This window comes from uncultured Turicibacter sp., from assembly GCF_938044715.1.
Lineage (GTDB): Bacteria > Bacillota_I > Bacilli_A > MOL361 > Turicibacteraceae > Turicibacter > Turicibacter sanguinis.
The window spans coordinates 37,849-56,403 of record NZ_CALIOS010000144.1 but is presented as its reverse complement, the minus strand read 5'-3'; the positions used below and the strand labels follow the sequence as shown (position 1 = coordinate 56,403).

Annotated in this window: 15 protein-coding genes; 14 read left to right on the top strand and 1 reads right to left on the bottom strand. The window is 32.6% G+C overall.

The window, feature by feature from the left end:
- Window positions 1–11 precede the first annotated feature (11 nt).
- From QWC74_RS13880 to QWC74_RS13855, 6 genes are all read left to right on the top strand, one after another.
- Window positions 12–2,447, top strand: coding sequence for a heavy metal translocating P-type ATPase (locus tag QWC74_RS13880; RefSeq protein WP_006784813.1), 2,436 nt, complete (start codon window positions 12–14; stop codon window positions 2,445–2,447).
- A 577-nt stretch (window positions 2,448–3,024) separates the two neighbouring features.
- Complete coding sequence (locus QWC74_RS13875; RefSeq protein ID WP_006784814.1) at window positions 3,025–3,723, top strand: response regulator transcription factor; 699 nt, start codon at window positions 3,025–3,027, stop codon at window positions 3,721–3,723.
- The gene (locus QWC74_RS13870) at window positions 3,698–5,917 is read left to right on the top strand and encodes a sensor histidine kinase KdpD (protein WP_006784815.1); all 2,220 of its coding nucleotides are present in this window, start codon (window positions 3,698–3,700) and stop codon (window positions 5,915–5,917) included. Before QWC74_RS13875 ends, QWC74_RS13870 begins: the two co-directional genes overlap by 26 nt.
- A gap of 83 nt (window positions 5,918–6,000) precedes the next feature.
- Window positions 6,001–7,125, top strand: a complete 1,125-nt coding sequence (locus QWC74_RS13865; RefSeq protein ID WP_006784816.1) for a VanZ family protein — start codon at window positions 6,001–6,003, stop codon at window positions 7,123–7,125.
- Entirely contained in the window at window positions 7,122–8,000 is an 879-nt protein-coding gene (locus tag QWC74_RS13860; protein WP_006784817.1) for a ribokinase, read from the top strand. The genes QWC74_RS13865 and QWC74_RS13860 overlap by 4 nt, the downstream gene beginning before the upstream one ends.
- A 12-nt stretch (window positions 8,001–8,012) precedes the next feature.
- Window positions 8,013–8,495 (top strand): VanZ family protein, encoded by a 483-nt coding sequence (locus tag QWC74_RS13855; RefSeq protein ID WP_006784818.1) that lies wholly within the window; start codon window positions 8,013–8,015, stop codon window positions 8,493–8,495.
- A 9-nt stretch (window positions 8,496–8,504) separates the two neighbouring features.
- Here QWC74_RS13855 and QWC74_RS13850 read toward each other — a convergent pair whose 3' ends face one another.
- Window positions 8,505–9,380, bottom strand: a complete 876-nt coding sequence (locus tag QWC74_RS13850; RefSeq protein WP_006784819.1) for a LysR family transcriptional regulator — start codon at window positions 9,378–9,380, stop codon at window positions 8,505–8,507.
- 122 nt (window positions 9,381–9,502) lie between these two features.
- On the opposite strand from QWC74_RS13850, the gene QWC74_RS13845 reads away from it, so the two are divergent.
- The 8 genes from QWC74_RS13845 to QWC74_RS13810 all read left to right on the top strand — a co-directional run bounded on the left by QWC74_RS13845 (window position 9,503) and on the right by QWC74_RS13810 (window position 18,543).
- Window positions 9,503–10,981 carry a UbiD family decarboxylase gene (locus QWC74_RS13845; RefSeq protein WP_006784820.1) on the top strand — a complete coding sequence of 493 codons (1,479 nt, stop codon included), beginning with the start codon at window positions 9,503–9,505 and terminating at the stop codon, window positions 10,979–10,981.
- 15 nt (window positions 10,982–10,996) lie between these two features.
- Window positions 10,997–11,902 (top strand): alpha/beta hydrolase, encoded by a 906-nt coding sequence (locus QWC74_RS13840; protein WP_006784821.1) that lies wholly within the window; start codon window positions 10,997–10,999, stop codon window positions 11,900–11,902.
- Window positions 11,903–12,048: 146 nt separating this feature from the next.
- Complete coding sequence (locus QWC74_RS13835) at window positions 12,049–12,537, top strand: DUF2726 domain-containing protein (RefSeq protein ID WP_006784822.1); 489 nt, start codon at window positions 12,049–12,051, stop codon at window positions 12,535–12,537.
- Between the two features lie 11 nt (window positions 12,538–12,548).
- Window positions 12,549–14,006 (top strand): NAD(P)/FAD-dependent oxidoreductase, encoded by a 1,458-nt coding sequence (locus tag QWC74_RS13830; protein ID WP_006784823.1) that lies wholly within the window; start codon window positions 12,549–12,551, stop codon window positions 14,004–14,006.
- 65 nt (window positions 14,007–14,071) lie between these two features.
- Window positions 14,072–14,860: a hypothetical protein gene (locus tag QWC74_RS13825; protein WP_006784824.1), complete on the top strand. Its 789-nt coding sequence runs from the start codon at window positions 14,072–14,074 to the stop codon at window positions 14,858–14,860.
- A gap of 71 nt (window positions 14,861–14,931) precedes the next feature.
- Window positions 14,932–16,197, top strand: coding sequence for an MATE family efflux transporter (locus tag QWC74_RS13820; RefSeq protein ID WP_006784825.1), 1,266 nt, complete (start codon window positions 14,932–14,934; stop codon window positions 16,195–16,197).
- Window positions 16,198–16,508: 311 nt separating this feature from the next.
- On the top strand, window positions 16,509–17,195 hold the full coding sequence (locus QWC74_RS13815; protein ID WP_006784826.1) for a response regulator transcription factor: 687 nt from the start codon (window positions 16,509–16,511) through the stop codon (window positions 17,193–17,195).
- Window positions 17,188–18,543 (top strand): cell wall metabolism sensor histidine kinase WalK, encoded by a 1,356-nt coding sequence (locus tag QWC74_RS13810; RefSeq protein ID WP_006784827.1) that lies wholly within the window; start codon window positions 17,188–17,190, stop codon window positions 18,541–18,543. The genes QWC74_RS13815 and QWC74_RS13810 overlap by 8 nt, the downstream gene beginning before the upstream one ends.
- The last annotated feature ends 12 nt before the right edge of the window (window positions 18,544–18,555 follow it).

Here is an 18,555-nt window from a genome sequence, read left to right as displayed (position 1 = left end):
AGGTCATTCCTATGGGGAAATCAAATCCATTTAAATTAATGTTAGAAGGATTAAATTGTGCGAATTGTGCTAATAAAATTGAAGAGCGTGTGAATCGATTAGAATTGGTAGAGGAGGCTAATTTAAACTTTTCCACAAGTCAATTAATTGTGAAATTATATGATGAGTCAATGAAATCACAAGCTATTGAAGAGATTAAAAGTATTGTGAAACAATTAGAGCCTGATGTAGTAGTATCAGAAAAAACTCAATTAGTTACACAAGTGAAACAGTCACAAAATAAAGAGATTAAACTTTTATTAGAAGGGTTGAACTGTGCAAACTGTGCAAATAAAATTGAAGACCGTGTTAATCAATTAGCGTCAGTTGAAAGTGCTAATTTGAATTTTTCCACAAGCCAATTAAGTGTTACACTCGAGGATGGAGCAATCAAACAAGAAACACTCGTTGAGATAAAAAGTATTATTAATAAATTAGAGCCTGATGTAGTGGTATCAGAAAAAGTATCAACTGTTACTGGTAAAATCAGTTCATGCCAAGATAGTTCTTGTTCAACACACGATCATGATACACATGAGCATAGTCACGAACATTTTGATGCCGAGTCAGGGTTTAAAGGCTTTATTAAGGAAAATATCGCCTTGCTACTTGGAGTTATTGTGTTCATTATCACGAGTGTTGGTAATTGGCCAGCTGAAGTGCTGTTATATGCGATTAGTTATTTATTAATCGGAGGAAATGTGTTGACGACAGCATTTAAAAATATAATGCGTGGTGAATTTTTTGATGAAAACTTCTTGATGATGGTTGCCACTGTTGGAGCTTTTGCCATTGGAGAATACCCTGAGGCCATCGCCGTTATGTTATTTTATGAAATTGGTGAATTGTTCCAAGGTTATGCGGTTAATCGTTCACGTAAATCAATTAGTTCTTTACTTGATATTCGTGCAGATCATGCTAATTTAGTGACAACTGAGGGGGTAAAGGAAGTTTCGCCGGAAGAGGTATCGATTGATGACGTGATTATCGTAAAACCTGGTGAACGTGTACCACTAGATGGAATCGTGGTTGAGGGTGAAAGTTACTTAGATACATCGGCTTTAACAGGCGAGTCAGTGCCACGTCTTGTGCATGTGGGGGAGGAGATTTTAGCTGGATGTATTAATACGAATGCTTTAGTACGTGTTCGCGTCAGCGCAACTTATGGTGACTCAACGGTTGCTCGTATTTTGGAGCTAGTTGAAAATGCGTCATCTAAAAAAGCTCAAACTGAAAAATTTATTACGAAATTTGCTCGTGTTTATACACCAATAGTTGTGTTATTGGCAGTGGCGATTGCGATTATTCCAAGTTTAATTTTTGGGGCAGATTTTTCAACATGGCTATATCGTGCGTTAGTGTTCTTAGTTGTTTCATGTCCTTGTGCTTTAGTTGTTTCGATTCCGTTAGGATTCTTTGCAGGACTTGGTGGTGCTTCAAGTCTTGGTGTTCTTATTAAAGGAGGAAACTATTTAGAAGCATTAAATCATGTGGAGACAGTCGTTTTTGATAAAACAGGAACGTTAACAAAAGGTGTTTTTAAAGTAACACAGATTCACTCAGTCAACATGACTGAAGAAGATTTTATTCAAGTTGCTGCTCATGCTGAAAGTCATTCAACTCATCCGATTGCAAAATCGATTGTAGTTGCATATGGGAAAGAGTTAAGCACAGATCGTTTAACCAATTATGAAGATATCGCAGGTCAGGGGATTAAAGTTAAAGTTGATGATCAACAAGTTTTAATTGGAAATGCGACTTTAATGCAAAGTGCTAATTTAGAAGTTTCAGAAGTCGATGCAATTGGAACCATTATTCACATGGCGATTAATGGTGAGTACAAAGGATACATGGTTATTGCAGATGAGATTAAGGAAAGTTCTAAAGCGGCTATTGCAGAACTAAAAAAACGTGGTGTTTCTAAAGTTGTGATGTTAACAGGTGATCACAAATCAGTGGCTGATAAAGTAGCTAAAGAATTAGGGATTGATGAAGTTTATTCACAATTATTACCTCATCAAAAAGTAGAACATGTTGAAGCATTGCTCGCTAAAAAATCATCAGATCAAAATTTAGTCTTTGTTGGAGATGGAATGAATGACGCACCTGTTCTTGCTCGTGCTGATATCGGAGTTGCAATGGGGGGAATTGGATCTGATGCAGCCATTGAAGCAGCAGATGTGGTCCTAATGAAAGATGATCCAATGGCATTGGTTGATGCGATTGTTAAAGCAAAACAAACAAGCCGTATTTTATATCAAAATATTATCTTTGCTTTAGGTGTTAAAATTCTAGTTATGATACTTGGAGCTTTGGGATTTGCAACGATGTGGGCAGCTGTGTTTGCAGATGTTGGGGTTACTATTCTCGCTGTTATGAATAGTACACGCGCTTTAAAAAGAAAATAATAATTAAAAGGTATCTCATCATTTGGAGATACCTTTTAATTTATTTATAGTAATGGTTGATTGTTTGATAACGCTCACTTCTTACGTTTTAAATTTTCAATGTTGGTTTCTAATGTTAACAACGAAATAGTAAAAAGAAAATTAGGTTTCTAAAATTGCAATAATATGCCTATATAAAAAGATACATTATTGGATATATTTTTGTATCTAATTTTATATTTATAGAGTTTTAATTGTGAGTTGTTTGAATATCTTTAGAATTTCTTAAGTTTTATATAAGGTATTTCTTTATTTATTATTGTTAAGATATAAGTGTCTTAAAGATGTAGGAATAGTCAATCTTTAATTAGGTATTATCCTAGCAATTGAGGATGGTATAACTTACTGGCGGAAGAAAGCTACGATCTCACTTTTTAAGTGAGCCACATAGCGTAGGGAACCTACATAGCTCACAGCCGGGGTCCCCATTCTTAAGTTATTGTTGATAGGATAAGTTTTTAAATTAATAAAGTGAGGTGAGAAGTTTTCTAAGTTTGTTATATAATAATGGAAACACATGCTTAGAAAGAGGGTTTTTATGAGTCAGTCACATATTTTAATTGTTGAGGATGAAAAAGATATTGCATTAGCAATTGAAGCTTATTTAACAAATCAAGGATATAAGGTTAGTATTGCAGGTAATGGAATTGAAGCATTAGAAATTGTGGAAGCAACGCCAATTGATTTAGCCATTGTTGATGTCATGATGCCTAAAATGGATGGTATTACGTTTACGATGAAATTACGTGAACATCATCATTTTCCAGTGATTATGCTCTCAGCAAAATCGGAAGAGGTCGATCAAATTATGGGATTAAATATGGGGGCTGATGATTATGTGACGAAGCCATTTCGTCCATTAGAATTACTGGCTCGTGTCAACTCTCAACTTCGTCGTTATAAAAGGTTTTCAAATCTTTTAAATGAAGAAAGTTCAAATGTTATTACGATTGGTGGACTTGAATTAAATACTGAAACAAAGGAATTTACTGTAGACGGAAATGCAGTTAAATTAACGCCTATTGAGTACAAAATTTTGAACTTGTTAATGAAACATCCAGGTCGTGTTTTTCCTACGGAAGAAATTTATGAGCGTATTTGGAATGAAACTGCCATAAATACCGATACGATTATGGTTCATATTCGAAACATTCGAGAAAAAATAGAAATAAATCCGAAAAATCCAAAATATTTAAAGGTGGTGTGGGGAGTTGGATACAAACTCGAAAAGCAGTAATAAAATAAGTAAATGGATTGTTGGCATCATCTCCGTTTTAATAATAGGAATGATTTCAGGTTGGCTTTATTCACAGTATGAGAACATGGGGAAAATCGCTAAACAACAATCTGGAACTATATACACTGATCATGAGTTTTATACATATTTATCTGAATTAAGTTATACCTTATACTTTGATACCTTAAAACAGGAAAATAAAGAAATTAGTAATGAGGAATTAATTCAGATAACGACAAATGATTTAGAGTATTTATATGATAGGTACTATCATGAAACATCGATAGAAAATGTAGATTTTTATTATTTATCAACAGATGAGCAATATAAAGTTCTGATGAAATCTATCGGCTCATACGTTAAAAATAACTTAATTGATTCTAACTGGATTTTTGATCAGCTACAAAATATGGAGTACTTAGTCATTGATCAAACAGAGGGTTCGAACTATAAATATGGGAATCTTAATCTTGAAACATTGAACAATGCAAATTTAACTGCTTCACAATTAGAAAATTTAAAGAATCAATATCAGTCATTTGTTGTTTTAAATTATGATGCAAATGGAAATTTAACCGTGATAAATAACTATGAATTCGATTCTTCGACTAACGTGTATAATCACTTTGAGTATCAAGATGGCTATAAATTAGCTCCCATTAAAAACATGACGATTGTTTATGGGGTCCCTAAAATCTTAACCTATACAGATTATATCTGGCAGATGAATTATAGATATGATTGGTGGAGTATACAATCTGTTGTAGGCTATTTTAGTTGGATTGCGATTGCCTTAACAGCGATAACAGCTATTATTTTACCCATTAACGCTTTTAAACAAAGTAAGTTATTTACATGGATATTAAAAATTCCGTTTGAAATCATGCTCTTTTTATCCATCTTTTTGTTTCCGATTTTTATTGAGGCAATGCCAAGTCTAGTTCAATCTACACTTGAAGAGATGGAGTTTATGAATACTAGTTATTTAATCTTCCCTGAGAGTGTCCATCATTTAATTGCTCCAACATTTAATATCGTGATGTGGACTATCGTTTTATACTGGTTTTTCCTAGATTGTGTCTATCTTAAAAATCTATTTAAAATAGGATGGAAAGCAACAATAAAAACAAAATTTATCAGTATTAATCTCATGAGAGGGTTTGTAAGAAAAGGACGATTAATTTATCAAAATTTAGCTAATATTGATTTGAAAAATGCTAATACCAAAAAGTTAGCACTATTTTTAGGAATTCAATTTGTTATGATTAGTATCATGTGTTTAACTTGGTTTTTTGGTTTATTTATTGCTATCATTTACACAGGTTTCCTATTTGTTTACTTAAATAAAAAGATTAAAAAAATAGAATCAGATTATTCAAGGTTATTTGAAGTCACAAATGAAGTTGCAGAAGGAAACCTAGATGTGGTCATTGATGAAGACTTAGGAATTTTTAATTCATTTAAAGATGAAGTTGTTAATATTCAAAGTGGATTAAAAAAGGCAGTTCAAAATGAAGTGAAGAGTCAGCGCATGAAAACAGATTTAATAGCGAATGTTTCACATGATTTAAAAACACCTCTGACGTCAATTATTACATATGTTGATTTACTTAAAGATGAAAATTTAACTCATGAAAAACGAACACAGTACCTTGAAACATTAGACCAAAAATCGCAGCGACTAAAAATTTTAATTGAAGATTTATTTGAGATGAGTAAGGCAAGTAGTGGTAATATCACAATGAATTTACAGATGGTGGACGTGGTTTCTTTAATGAAACAAACGTTGCTTGAAACAGAGGATAAAATTGAAGAAGCGGGACTTATGATTCGCCGTCAATTTCCAGAACATAAAGTAATGATATCACTTGATAGTGAGCGTACATTCCGTGTGTTTGAAAACTTAATTTCAAATATGACAAAGTATGCAATGGCTAGAACACGTGCTTATATTGATATTGTGGATGATGAAGAAATAGTTCAAATTATTTTTAAAAATATGTCGGCTGAGGAAATCAATGTTAATGTCGATGAACTAGTGGAACGATTTGTAAGAGGAGATCAATCTCGTCATACAGAGGGATCAGGTCTTGGACTTGCGATTGCAAAAAGTTTTGTGGAATTACAAGGTGGACAATTTGTGGTTCAGGTCGATGGAGACTTGTTTAAAGTCATCATCACGTTTAGTAAATAACTAAAGGCATCGAGATTCTTCTCGGTGCTTTTTAATGTGAATTATGATAGAATTTGTTTTGTTAACGGAAGTGGGGAATTAGGGTGATTTTAGGAATATTATTTATCTTTGGATTTTTAGTTTATCGAATTAGTTGTAGTTTGAAATTTAAGACATTTAATGTATGGCGTGAAGTAGCGATCTGGATATTTTTTATTTACTTGGTTGTTGTAGCGAATTTAACTTTGTTTAAGCACGGCGTTTTTGAGTATCCAATTTCTATACAGCAGTTGATAGATAGGGTGAATTTGGTTCCACTTGTAGAAACTTATAAAATGTTAACTGATGGTTGGATTGTGGCGTATTCTTGGTACCAAGTGATTGCGAATATTTTAGTATTAATACCGCTGGGCTTTTTAACGCCAATCTTATTTAAATCGTTAACTAAGTGGTGGCATATTTTAATTGTTGGATGTAGTACCTCATTATTAATCGAAGTATTCCAAATCTTAACGCCTCAAAATGTTGTAGATGTGGATGATTTAATTTTTAATACATTGGGAGCTATGATTGGATACGGTGTGTATCTACTATTTATAAAGCTAGTTAAGTATTTCAAGTTGATGAATGTTGTGGAAAAGTTTGAGGTTCCGTTGAAAAAGCCTATTATTAGAGTCGCGAGTGTTCCAATTAGTATTATGGTTTTGATCTCCTGTTTGGCATCGATATTGGCTTATTATGAATCTACACTGTGTGCTAGTTTAAGTGATGAAGAACTAGTAACAGCCCATTTATCTTATGAGGGTGAAATTATTTCAACATCTTTGGAGGATTATCGTCTAATTTTAAAGGATGATGGTGAGTATTTAGACTTAGATATTTATCAAGAGCTACCGCTTAATCGTGTCCGCATGATTGGTGGGAGTCAGTGGCATCCTGAATATAATGAAATGAATTATGAATTTATGTTTTTGACTGATGATTTTAGAGTCGATGATGAAGCAATCTTTGTGATATTTGGAAAAAATGAAGCAGCAACTCAGATTAAAATCACGTATTTAGAAGAAGAATATATAGAAGAACTTTCGCCTGGAAATTTCTTAGTTGTTTATCCAAAAATTATTTTAATGGATGACGATAGCTTGTATCAGTTGTATGACAGTAAAGAGTCGAAAAATTTTGAAGTTGAATTTTTAAGTGAAAATGGAGAAGTGGTGAATAGTTTATGAAAGTATTAAATATGGGTTCATGTAACATTGATTATATTTATGAAGTTGACCATATGGTTAAACCCGGTGAAACGCAGTCTGTAAGTTCACTGCAAGTTGTTAGTGGTGGTAAAGGATTAAATCAATCGATTGCTCTTGCTAAGGCAGGCGTTAATGTTTATCATGCCGGATTAATTGGAGCAGACGGTGGAATTTTAAAAGAAGCATTAACATCTCACGGAGCCAATTGTGAGTATTTAAAAGAAGTGGATGAGAAGTCGGGACATGCGATTATTCAAATTGATCGTCGTGGAGAAAACTGTATCTTAGTTTATCCGGGAGCTAATCATTGTTTTACAGAAGCAAAAGTTGATGAGATTTTATCAGATTTTAATGAAGGTGATTTATTACTGTTACAAAATGAGATTAATTTAATGGATTATATCGTCAAATCAGCTCATGAACGTGGTTTGAAAATCGCACTTAATCCCGCTCCATTTAACGATAAAGTGAAAGCAATTGATTTATCTTTGATTGATTATCTTGTCGTTAATGAAATAGAGGGATGTGATTTGGCAAATGAGGAAGATGAGTCAAAGGTAATAGATACTTTAAAATCCATGTATCCACAGACACATATTTTATTAACACTTGGAAGTAAGGGGTGCCTTTATACACAGGGAGAAATGGTTATTAAACAAGAAGCATACAAAGTAGAAGCTGTGGATACAACAGCAGCGGGAGATACGTTCATTGGATATTTTATTGCTGGATTAGTTGAAGGATATGAGATTAAAGAGTGTTTAGAATTAGCAGCTCGTGCTTCTTCAATAACGGTGACGAGAAAAGGATCATCCTCTTCTATTCCAACAATAGAGGAAGTGAGACAGTTATAAAGGGGAGTATGGATGAGAAGAAAGTTAGCAGTGATTGTTTGTTTGCTTTGGATGGCATTTATTTTTTATCAATCTTCACAAACTTCACAACAATCAAATGAACTGAGTCATGAAATTGTCAATTATATTGGTAGCCAACAAAAAGAAGAAACGAAAGTTGAAACACCTGAATCAATGGTGATACAGGAAAGTAAATGGAGCTTCGAACAAGTTAACGTGTTTATTCGCAAAAGTGCCCACGCGTTTGAGTTTTTTATTTTAGCTATTTTATTAGCTTGGGTTTTGATAGAATATCATATTTCAGGATGGAAAGTTACTGTTATGACACTACTAGCTGTGTTGCTTTATGCAATAAGTGATGAATTTCATCAGTTATTTGTTGAAGGAAGAAGTGCTAGGATTTTTGATGTCACGGTAGATTTTGTTGGTGGGGTTATTGGAATTTCATTCGTTCAACTTATATTAAAAATAAGGCAAATAAAAAGCAGGAGATAATCCTGCTTTTTATTTGGAGTTTGATAAGAAGTGTATTAGTTCTTTTTGATTTCTGCGTAGAGGAGATTTTTTATATCGAATGATTCCAAGTTCACTTTTAATTGTTGGTTTAATCGGGATAACAACAATTCCATGTTGATTAAAACTATTTAACTGTTGGCTCATTAGTAAACTAATCATGTCCCCATTGATGACGGAACTTAAAATGGTTTCAATTCGTGCTGTTTGAAGTATTTTAGGATAAAATCCTGCATCTTGGCAAGATTTTAAACAGAGTGTATAAATTCCCGTATGTTTATTCATAAAAATAAATGATTCATCTTTTAAATCCGTTAAAGAAATTTCTGTGGTATTAGAAAATGGATGATGGATAGGTAATAGAGCGACCAGTTCATCTTCTGCAATTTTATAAAAGTCAAATTCCTTCTCATCTATATATTCTTTTCTAATAATTCCAAGATCATAGACTCGATGTTTTAGGCCTGTAATAATTGCTTCTTCTTCAAGTTCTTGAATAGAGAGATTCAGATTTGGATACTGATTTTTAAACTTTTGTAGAGGTGCCAATAGATGATAGGGTGCTAAAACGGGTAAAGTGGCTAATTTAATGCTTCCACGTCCATTCATTGTAAATGGTTGAATAGTGTGTAACATCTCCTCATAACAGAGTATCATTTTTTGGGATTCTTCATAAAAAACTTTCCCGGCTTCGGTTAATACAATAGAGCGTTTACTACGGTCGAATAAAATAATATCTAATTCATTCTCTAGAGCAATAATTTTTTTTGAAAGCGAGGATTGAGAAATATTTAACACTTCAGCTGCTTGTAAATACGTTTGATGTTCAATGATTGAGATAAAATATTTTAATTGTTCAATTTGCATAAGAGTACCTGACCTATTCCAATTTGGAATAGATTATAGCAAATATGAAATTGATTGTCTATCTGATTAGAAGATAAAATTGAATTAAAGCTTTTATGAAAATAAAGGAGCGAGTTAATAAAATGGCTAACCAAATTCATGATTTAAGGAGTGCTATTGAATTTTTAAAACAACATGAAAATCAAATCGTTTATACAAATTCAGAAGTTGATTGCGAAGCTGAAATTTCGGGGATTTACCGTTATGTTGGAGCGGGAGGAACAGTTATGCGTCCAACTAAAATCGGTCCAGCTATGTTATTTAATCATGTAAAAGATTATGAACATTCAAAAGTGTTAATCGGTTTATTCGCATCTCGCGAACGCGTCGGATTAATGCTCGGTTGTGAGCCTGATCGTCTTGGATTTTTATTAAATGATGCTTTAAATCATCCAGTTGATCCTATTGAAATTCCACAAGCAAAGGCAAAGTGTCAGGAAGTCGTTCATTTATCAACAGATGAAGGATTTGATATCCGAAAAATCTTACCGGCACCCAAAAATACACTAGAAGATGCAGGCCCTTATATTACGATGGGACTCTGTTATGCAAGTGATCCAGATACGAAAGCTGGAGATATTACGATTCATCGCTTGTGCTTACAATCTAAGGATGAATTAACAATGTTTTTTACGCCTGGTGTTCGTCATATTGACGCGTTTAGAAAGAAAGCTGAGGGAAATCAAAATAATTTACCTATTTCAATTAGTATTGGAGTCGATCCAGCAATTTATGTAACTTCTTGTTTTGAACCGCCTGCTACTCCTCTTGGATTCAATGAATTAAGTATTGCAGGTGGCCTTCGAGGGAAACCAGTTGAATTGACAAAGTGTTTAACAATCGATGAAATGGCAATTGCAAATGCTGAGTATGTGATTGAAGGTGAACTTGTTTTCGGTCAACGTATGCGTGAAGATATTAATACGAATACTGGAAAAGCAATGCCTGAGTTCCCTGGCTATACGGGCGTTGCGGATCAAGCTTTACCTGTGATTAAAGTGAAGGCCATTACTCATCGAAAAAATCCAATCATGCAAACATGTATTGGCCCAAGTGAGGAACATGTAAATTTAGCAGGGATTCCTACTGAAGCTAGCATCTTAAATATGGTAGAACGTGCTATGCCAGGGCGTGTTTTAAATGTATACGCACATTCATCAGGTGGAGGAAAATATTTAGCAATCTTACAATTCAAAAAATCAATTCCAAGTGATGAGGGAAGACAACGTCAGGCTGCCTTAGTAGCATTCTCTGCCTTTCCAGAGTTAAAACATGTTATCTTAGTCGATGAAGATGTGGATATCTTTGATTCAAATGATGTTTTATGGGCATTAACAACTAGATATCAAGGTGATTTAGATACTGTTTTTATTCCAGGTGTTCGTTGTCATCCACTCGATCCATCTTCATCTAATTTATATCATCCAAGCATTTTGAGTACAGGGATTGCTTGCAAAACCATTTATGATTGTACCGTACCATTTATACAAAAAGAGCGATTTAAACGTTCAAGTTTTAAAGAAGTTAACTTATCAGATTATGATATTAAGCCGTTAAAATAAGAGGGGGAATTTATAATGACTAAACAAAAGCGTCCATTCAAAGAAAATTTATTAGACGTAACAAACATTGAGCCTAAATATTTGGATATTTCATATGCGACATTAAGTGAAAGACAAAAGCTAGATATCTATTTACCAAGTGTTGATGAGGGGCCGTTCCCCGTTATTGTTCATATTCATGGTGGAGCATTCAAAATGGGAAATAAGCGTGATGAACAATTAACGAGTATTTTATTAGGGCTTAAACGAGGATATGCCATTGTATCAGTTAATTACCGATTAAGCCAAGAAGCAAAGTTTCCAGCAGCGGTCGAGGATGTAAAAGCAGCTATTCGTTTTATTAAAGCAAATGCCAAAAAGTATCAGTTGAATCCGAATAAAATTGCAGTATGGGGTGGTTCTGCAGGTGGACATTTATCAGCAATGGTTGGAGTAACTTCACATCTAAGTCTATTTGAACATCCACAATTAGGGAATATAGAGCAATCATCGGCTGTTCAAGCAGTTGTAGATTGGTTTGGACCGATTAACTTTTTAACGATGGATGAGCAGTTTAAAGAACTTGAGGTTAATCCTAAATTAGGTATCACTTGTTCTATTAATTCACCAGAATCTGAGTATATTGGAACGTTAATTACAGAAGTACCTGACTTAGTTCAAAAAAGTAATCCTGAAACTTACATTGATGCTTCTAATCCACCATTCTTTATTCAACACGGAACAGCAGATGGGAATATTCCATATCTTCAATCGGTGTATTTCTCAAATAAATTAAAAGAAGTGATAGGCGAAAATAAGGTCTACTTTGAATTACTTGAGGGAGCAGGACATGGAGATGGGGTCTTCTCAGACAAACTGTATTTTACAGCTTCAGAAAATTTAGAAAAAGTATTTGTATTTTTAGATTCAGTTTTAAAATAAAGTAACAGATATCCTTAGGAAAAAGTCCTTGGGAAACTAAATAAAAATTATGAAAGCAGAATGTGTGAATTTACATTCTGCTTTTTGTTGTAAAACGCTATCATAAAATGTAAAATATAGGAAGGAAATGAAAGGAGAGAGAAGTTATGAGTAAAATTTTTGACGGTAAATTAAAAAGAGTAGGGGGCGTTCGACATTCTGAATACAGTGAGTATTTAGAAAGAAAAAAGCATGGTGATTTTGTCGTAAAAGGTGGTGTCTTCACAGATAGTGAGCGTGCCTTTTATTCAAAGCTAGAATTAGTAACAGAAAGATTTCCACTTCGACCATTAGTGAAAGTAGCATTAAAAGATATATTTGATATTAAAGACAGCTTTCTGAATCATAATCAAATTCATTTAGAAAGATTAAAAAATTATTACATTGATTTCTTAGTTTGTGATGAAGAAACAATGATCCCATTATTAGCAATCTTTTTAGGCAAACATAATTTAGATGAAATGAAATTTATCGAGGGATTATTCGAAGAATTCGAGATTAATATCGCTCATGTCGAAGAAAAAGAAGAATACAATGTAATTGAATTAATTCAAATAATGGAGTTAAATATTGATATGAAAAGTTTAATCAAGTAGGTGAGATAAAGATGAAGTATGATGTTATTGTAATTGGATCAGGACTTGGCGGATTAACATGTGCTTCTCATCTATCAGTACTTGGGTACAAAGTCGCAGTGTTTGAACAACATTTTTTAGCAGGAGGATATGCGACAAATTTTAAGCGACATGGATATGAATTTGATGTTTCACTACATGGAATTGGTGGTTTACAACCAGGAGGAAATGTTTATAGTATTTTACAAGCATGTCACGTACTAGATAAAATAAAACCGATAAAAAATAAATTAGCTTATCAGGTTGAATGGAAAGGAAAGCTCATTGAAATTCCGAATGATTTAAATAAATATCAAGAACTCTTGATTGAATTGTTTAAAGAATATGAAAAAGAAATTATGAACTTATTTAAGGGGATTACACGGTTTGAAAATGGATTTAATCGATTCATTTTACAAAGTCATAAAGGAGTATTGAATAAAGTTCATCCTGATGTAGCGCTATTTATGAGTTGGTCGATGAAAACAACAGATGAAGTCATCAGAAAATACGTTAACGATGATGAATTTATACGCTTCTTCACGACTCTATGGTCGTACTATGGGTTGCCCCCTAAGCAACTTAGTGCCATTTATTTTTTTATTCCATGGGTTAGCTATCACCATCATGGAAAGTTTTATATTCAGGGTGGCGGTGGAAAACTATCAAATGCTTTTGTAGACGTTATTCATGAGCATGGAGGAAAAGTCTTCTTAAAATCAGAGGTAGTCGAAATTACTTTAAAGCATCAACAAGCAAGTGGCATCAAGTTGAAAGATGGAACACAGTATGAAGCTGATATCATTGTTTCAAATGTTAATCCGATCACGTTAAGTACTTTATTACCGACTAATGATTTGAAAATAAAACCTCAAGAAATCGGATGCAGTTTAAGTCAACTTTACTTAGCCTTAGACTGCCATTCATCTAAGTTGAAAATTCCAGAAGAGGAAGTTTTCTTCTTAGGAGGAGACACACCTGAACAAGATTATGAAATGACCTTAAATCAACAATTTGATACATGTGGATTTTTATTAACGAATTATGGTTCAATTGATTCAAATTTCGAAGGAATCTTGACTATGACGTATTTAGATAATTATGAGAGGTGGCCAAGCGAAAAAACACAATATAAGTTGAAAAAAGAAGAAGTTACTCAAATGATGTTAGCAAGGTTAGAAAAAATGTATCCTGGCATCACATCTCATATCGTGGTTAAGGAATTAGGAACGCCTAAAACGATGGAGCGATACACTAAAAATCCTAAAGGTGCTGTTTATGGATATGCCCAAACAGTGAAACAATCAGGAAGATATAGATTGAAAAATCAAACAAATATTTCAAATTTATTTATGAGTAGTGCTTGGAATAATCCAGGTGGTGGTTATGAAGGTGTTATTTCCTCGGGAATAATGACGGCTAGACGAATTCATTTAATGAATTATAAATAATTTTGACGAAATGATTTTATAAGCTTAAAGGGATGCTATAATACCCCTGTATAGGAGGGGATTTTATGAGGCATTTTTTGGGGGATTATACGTATCGATTTTACCTTGTGGTTTTAAAGTTAGTTTTAACAATTGTCCCAACAATTTCGATTGTTTTAGTCGTTCTAAATCTATTTTTCTATCAAAATGATTATCAGGTTAATTCGATTCAATTTTTTTCAATGATTTTACTTGCTATTCTTAGAAATTGGATTAGTGTTGTTATTTCATGTATTTTTTGGGTTAGTGCAGTCTTTGTTTTATTGAAGATATGTCATGTTGAAATAGGTGAAGAGAAAATTGAATCACTAGAACATCTTTTTAAACGTTCGAAAACGTCAAGTTCAATTTCAATGATTGAAACGATTTTAGAAATGTTAGGGATTATCTTTTTAGTTTGGCTTCTTTATTTTAACCCTGAGTATATTTCAAGCTATAGTATAAAGGACAATCGCTTGATTCCATTAACTCCCTTATTTAATAGTAGTGTATTAATTTTTTATCATCCCATGATCATAGCTGTTTATAGCGTTGGTTTTATTTTATCAATTGGAAAATTATTGATAAGAAGATGGTCGCTTGGTTTAGCTATTTTACATTTTGTTTATAAAGCAGGAGTTTGTCTGCTGCTTTGCTTCATTATAATGAATCAATCAGTTTTTAATCCCGAATTTTTTGAGGAAATCTTTATTTATCCTCCTCAAAAAATCATGCTTCACTTTGACATATTCAGCAATGTTATTATAGCAATCATTATCGGGATTACTTTTTTTGATGTGATAAGACCATTCTCAAAAGTTATTAAAGAAATCTAGGAGGCGGATTTATGTTGCTGGATGGATTATCCCTTCTTTTCTAAAATTTTAAAGAAAAGAAGGGGACTTATTTGAAAGATAAATTGAATCAATTAGCAATTCCATTAATGTTAAATAATGTGTTAGGCCTATTAATTGGACTTTGTGATCAGGCAATGATTGGACATGTTTCAATAACAGGGTTTGCAGCTGTTGGAATTGTAGCAGGAATTATTAATAGTTTATCTGGTGTGTTAGGGAGCATATCTATCACTTTTAATATTTTAGGGGCTCGTGCGAAAGGTGTTGAGGATGATGAATTATTGGAATCATATTACCAAATTCATCTGATACAAAGTTTAATGATTGGCCTCATCTTTACTAGTTTTGTTTTTCTTTTTGGAAGACCTATTCTTCAAATTGTTTATCAAATAGAAGGAAAAGTATTAGATGAAGCCATGAGTTATGCCTTTATTTTTAGCATGACACTTGGATTAAACTTACTTCTATTTACGGGTTCAGCCTATTTTAAAATAATGAATCAAACAAAGTATATTTTAATTAGTAACTTAACAGCGGCTATTTTAAATGTTATCTTTGATTATATTTTAATTTTTGGTTTGTTTGGATTGAAGCCACTTGGGATTATTGGAAATGCGATGGGTTCTGTATTAGCACTTCTTGTTAATCTATGTATCTATTTCTTTGTTTTAAAAATGAGAATACGTAAGAAACCTAAGGCGCTAAATTTAGAACATCTTAAGTGTTCATTAAAATTATCCATGCCATTAATGATTCAAGAATTCCTTGAAAGTACGGTTATTGTGCTAATTATAGGGGCATTAGTTGCCAGAATTGGATTACTTGAAGTGGCGGTTTATCAGCTATTGACGATGATTATTGAGATTACATTGATGCCTACGTATGCGTATGGGCAAGGAGTATTGACCCTCATTGGAGAAGGGATAGAAAATTCGTCTAAAATTTTGTATCAGGGAATTATAAGGGCGCTTCTTTTTTACTTTATTTTCGCTACTTGTTTTATGATAAATCGTGAATCATTATTAGGGTTTATCACAAATCAGTCTGTGATGATTGAGACAGCAAGTAGCTACTTACCGTTTGTATACCTCATCTCAGTTTTATTCATTCCAATGACGTTGTATAAATTTAAATTACAAGCCATTGGTTCCACGAAAAGAGTCATTGCTGATACTTTAATTAGTTATAGTATAGGTCTTTTAGTTACATTTTTATTGGGTTTAATTACTCAACGATTACTTAGTATTTATATTGGACTAGGGAGTGCCTATTGTATTTGTCTATTTCTATTTAGAAGCCATTCGTTTAAAGTTTAATAAATTTAAAAATCACTCTTCTTATTTGATGAGTGATTTTTTTAGTGGGTTACTATCAAATTTTTAAATATATTTGATGAAAAATGATATTAGAGTAAGGATTATATATAAAGTAGGCAAATGCTTAAATTACAGTTTATGAAATCTTTTAAATCAAGAATAAAGCACGATGAAATAGAGATTATGCTCATCTCATTTTTAGAGGGATTAAAATAATTTCTAAATTCAGAAACTATAAAGGATTTATTCTTCATATCTTCTTTATATTTATTTGATAAAATGATGAAGTGACTAAAAAAGGAGTTGTTTGGGTGAATATTTTATTAATTGAAGATGAAGTGCTGGTTTTAGATGCATTAAAAGCTTACCTTGAACGTGAGCAATATCGAGTATTTGTAGCAACAACAGGAAATGAAGGATTGACTATTTTTGAAAAAGAAAAAATAGATTTCGTTATTTTAGACCTCATGCTACCCGATATGAAAGGGGAAGAGATTTGCCAACAAATTCGTGCTATTTCGGATGTTTACTTGTTCATGTTAACAGCTAAAGGGAGTCTTGAACATCGAATTTTAGGATTAAATTTAGGAGCTGATGATTATCTAGTTAAACCATTTAGTCCTCGTGAACTAGTCGCGCGGATTAAAACAGTGGTTAGAAGAATGAATGGACCTTTACAAAATATAAACCTATATGATGATGGTTATTTACTGATTGATCAATCCAAAAGAATCGTTAAAGTTCAAGAAGAAATCGTTCCCTTTACAACAACCGAATTTAATTTGCTCGTTTTGTTAATGGATAATAAAGGTAAAGTTTTGACGCGAGAACAATTGATTAATCAGATACTCGGTTTTGATTTTAATGGCTATGATCGCACAATTGATGTGCATATCAAAAATATTCGTAAAAAAATTGAACAAGATACAAAACAGCCCCGCTATATAGTGACTGTTATGAAAGTGGGATATAAATTTGGGGGCACTTTTAATGGTTAGTATTAGAAGACAATTAACTGTCATGTTTTTTGGATGTGCTAATTTAACCGCTATTTTGATTTATTATTTTGTCAATGTAACCATTTGTTCTCAAATAGATGAGTATATGATGGAAAATCAGGAAAAACGTAATGAACGCTTGGTCACCTATTTTGAAGATTATTATCAGAAAAATAAGCAGTTCTCATCTGATGCAGGTTCCGAACTAATGCACGAAGCTTATATGAATCAATTTTGTTTGATTTTAATGGATTCAAATCAAAATGTCATTTGGGGGATGAGTCCCGATTCAATAAAAGGAGATAGTATGGCTCCAATATCTGGGGACTATCAGGCAAAGATATACGAACTAAAAGTAGATGATGAGCTAATTGGATATTTAGAAATTGGTCAGCATACCCCATTATTATTATCTCAACAAGATCTTGATTTTAAAGAATCGATTAATCGAAGTATGATATTAAGTACGCTAGTCGCAATTGTGATTATTTTAGGATTGAGTATTCTATTCTCTAAACCTTTATCAAAGGCAATTCATGACGTTTCAAATATGGCATTTAAAATCTCAAAGGGAGTATTTGATTTACGGATTCAACGTAAAAGTAAAATTCGAGAAATACAAATTTTAAATAATAGTATTAATGAATTAGCAGATAAGTTACAACAACAGGATACATTAAGAAAACAATTAATCTCTGATGTATCACATGAGTTAAGAACGCCATTAAATATTCTACAAACTAATTTTGAGGCGATGATTGATGGAGTATTGCCATTAAATCAAGAACGATTACAATCGCTTAATAGTGAGGTCATTCGCTTTGGAGAATTATTAAAAAATCTAGAAGTGTTGAAGAGATTCGATTCGGGAGATGAAAAATCGATGTATGCCCCATTATCTTTATTTGAGCTGATTAACGGGATGGAATCAGAAATAAAAGCTCTATTATCCCAAAAATATATTCAGTATGAATTTAATTCAAGTCTTCTAGAAACAGATCTTATCATTGGAAATTCAAATCAAATTAAACAGGTTATCTTAAATTTAGTTTCAAATAGTTTTAAATTTACCAAAGAATATGGGGTTGTTTTAATTAAGTTATCCAAAACATCAGATGAAATTATTTTACATGTTGAAGATAATGGAATAGGGATTAAAGAAGATGAAATACCCTATCTATTTGAACGATTTTATCGCTCAGATCAGATTCGTCATCAAACAGAGGGTAGCGGCATCGGCTTAAGTATTGTAAAAAAAATTATTGATTTACATGATGCAAAGGTTGAAATTAAAAGTGAAGTGGGGGCAGGAACAATTGTTGAAATTCATTTTTTAAAAGTTATTTAATTTCTTCATATT

Bases quoted from the DNA above. Each gene is read 5' to 3' on its own strand.
- QWC74_RS13835 (WP_006784822.1), top strand. From the start codon at position 12,049: ATGAGTAAAATTTTTGACGGTAAATTAAAAAGAGTAGGGGGCGTTCGA.
- QWC74_RS13855 (WP_006784818.1), top strand. From the start codon at position 8,013: ATGAGAAGAAAGTTAGCAGTGATTGTTTGTTTGCTTTGGATGGCATTT.
- QWC74_RS13850 (WP_006784819.1), bottom strand. From the start codon at position 9,380: ATGCAAATTGAACAATTAAAATATTTTATCTCAATCATTGAACATCAA.
- QWC74_RS13880 (WP_006784813.1), top strand. From the start codon at position 12: ATGGGGAAATCAAATCCATTTAAATTAATGTTAGAAGGATTAAATTGT.
- QWC74_RS13840 (WP_006784821.1), top strand. From the start codon at position 10,997: ATGACTAAACAAAAGCGTCCATTCAAAGAAAATTTATTAGACGTAACA.
- QWC74_RS13845 (WP_006784820.1), top strand. From the start codon at position 9,503: ATGGCTAACCAAATTCATGATTTAAGGAGTGCTATTGAATTTTTAAAA.
- QWC74_RS13860 (WP_006784817.1), top strand. From the start codon at position 7,122: ATGAAAGTATTAAATATGGGTTCATGTAACATTGATTATATTTATGAA.
- QWC74_RS13810 (WP_006784827.1), top strand. From the start codon at position 17,188: ATGGTTAGTATTAGAAGACAATTAACTGTCATGTTTTTTGGATGTGCT.
- QWC74_RS13830 (WP_006784823.1), top strand. From the start codon at position 12,549: ATGAAGTATGATGTTATTGTAATTGGATCAGGACTTGGCGGATTAACA.
- QWC74_RS13825 (WP_006784824.1), top strand. From the start codon at position 14,072: ATGAGGCATTTTTTGGGGGATTATACGTATCGATTTTACCTTGTGGTT.
- QWC74_RS13875 (WP_006784814.1), top strand. From the start codon at position 3,025: ATGAGTCAGTCACATATTTTAATTGTTGAGGATGAAAAAGATATTGCA.